The 1,314-nt window shown below is 41.8% G+C and carries 2 protein-coding genes; both read right to left on the minus strand.

Going from position 1 to position 1,314, the window contains the following annotated elements; genetic code table 11:
* Positions 1 to 505 (minus strand): YjbG polysaccharide synthesis-related protein (locus R7P67_RS24720; RefSeq protein ID WP_318086305.1); only part of this gene is annotated, 505 nt, incomplete at its 3' end.
* Positions 502 to 1,176, minus strand: a complete 675-nt coding sequence (locus R7P67_RS24725) for a YjbF family lipoprotein (protein ID WP_318086306.1) — start codon at positions 1,174 to 1,176, stop codon at positions 502 to 504. The genes R7P67_RS24725 and R7P67_RS24720, both read right to left, overlap by 4 nt.
* Between the last annotated feature and the right edge of the window lie 138 nt (positions 1,177 to 1,314).

The raw sequence follows: 1,314 nt of genomic DNA on the forward strand, positions 1-1,314 counted from the left end.
GGTTTTCTACTGCGTAGACTTTTTCTAAGTTACCCACATACAACACTTTCTCTTTGCGTTTTGGTGCACTTAACGCAAGTTGACCTTGTAAAAGAGGGTTATCAAATTTATCCAGACGGATGCGATCAACATCAATAGCCGACAGCACGCGAGGTGCAAACTGGCTTTGTTGGATAAACTTGTAAAATGGGTGCGCAACTAAATTATGTTGAATCATTTGGTTCAACACCGAATTCTTTAAGGCAGTACTTTCTTGCACCGCTGTTTCGGAATTATCAAATAGAGTCACAGCTAAAGGGTATTGCAGGGTGACTTGTTGTTCTTGTGCGTGCTTAAGTACGCTCTCTAAGCGTGCCGCTTGTTGGAACTGCAATGCCTTGCCCGTTCCGACAAGTTCTATATTGAGCGGTGATGGGGAGTGATTTTGAGCTTGAACGGTAGTAGGGGTCGCCAGAATCGTTGCTGTTAAACTTAGGCTTAATAGAGATAGCAGACGCTTATTCATGATTTGCTGTACCCTTTCAGAATCGTCAATTCAACAGGTACCATATTGGGACCTAAGTGTTGACGTGTTTTCACCACTTCTCCTTTACCGTTTACCCAGTATTTGTTTTCTACACTTTTTTCTAAGCTGGTAAACGTTACAACCTCGGTATAAACATCAGTAGAGGTAGAAGAAATAGGGGTTATGACGGTTTCTTTACCTTGACGAGAGCGTTGGACTTTAGCCGGGAACCCATAACGGTATTTGTCAGCCCAATCGTAAGAAAGAAAAGATTGCATAGAGGGCGCTGAGTAGGCAGGAACGTTGCCATAAATGCCCGCTAGATTGGTGGTTTGCAAACCAATAGTTTTAACGATATGACCGTTTTCTGTTACCACCATTGCCTTGTCTGCACTTACCCATTTTAACTGAGTATTACCAGTTAATGGGTTTTGCTCAGCAAAGGCCAACACTACGAAGACCTGTTTTTGGTCGCCAATTTTTAAGTAAGCACTGGCATAAGGAACTGCTTCAATTTCTTCTGGAGTTAGCTCAACATCGATGTAGTTGCCATAAGCTTCTTGGACCGTAGCGGATACATCATTGAATTTTTGCGTACAGCCGAAGATTGAGCTCAGTAAAGGTAGGGCAATAAGTAAGCGTATCCATTTTAGCGATAGAAAGGTGTTCATCATTCCCTCATTACAAATAAAATCGCCCTGAATAGATCAGGGCGATTGTTTTCATATTCTACAAAACTAAAAATTATTTAGTTACTGAAGTAGAAGTAGAAGTAGAAGTAGAAGTTGAATCGCTGTCTGACGCTGCAA

The organism is Vibrio sp. Vb0937 (assembly GCF_033338855.1).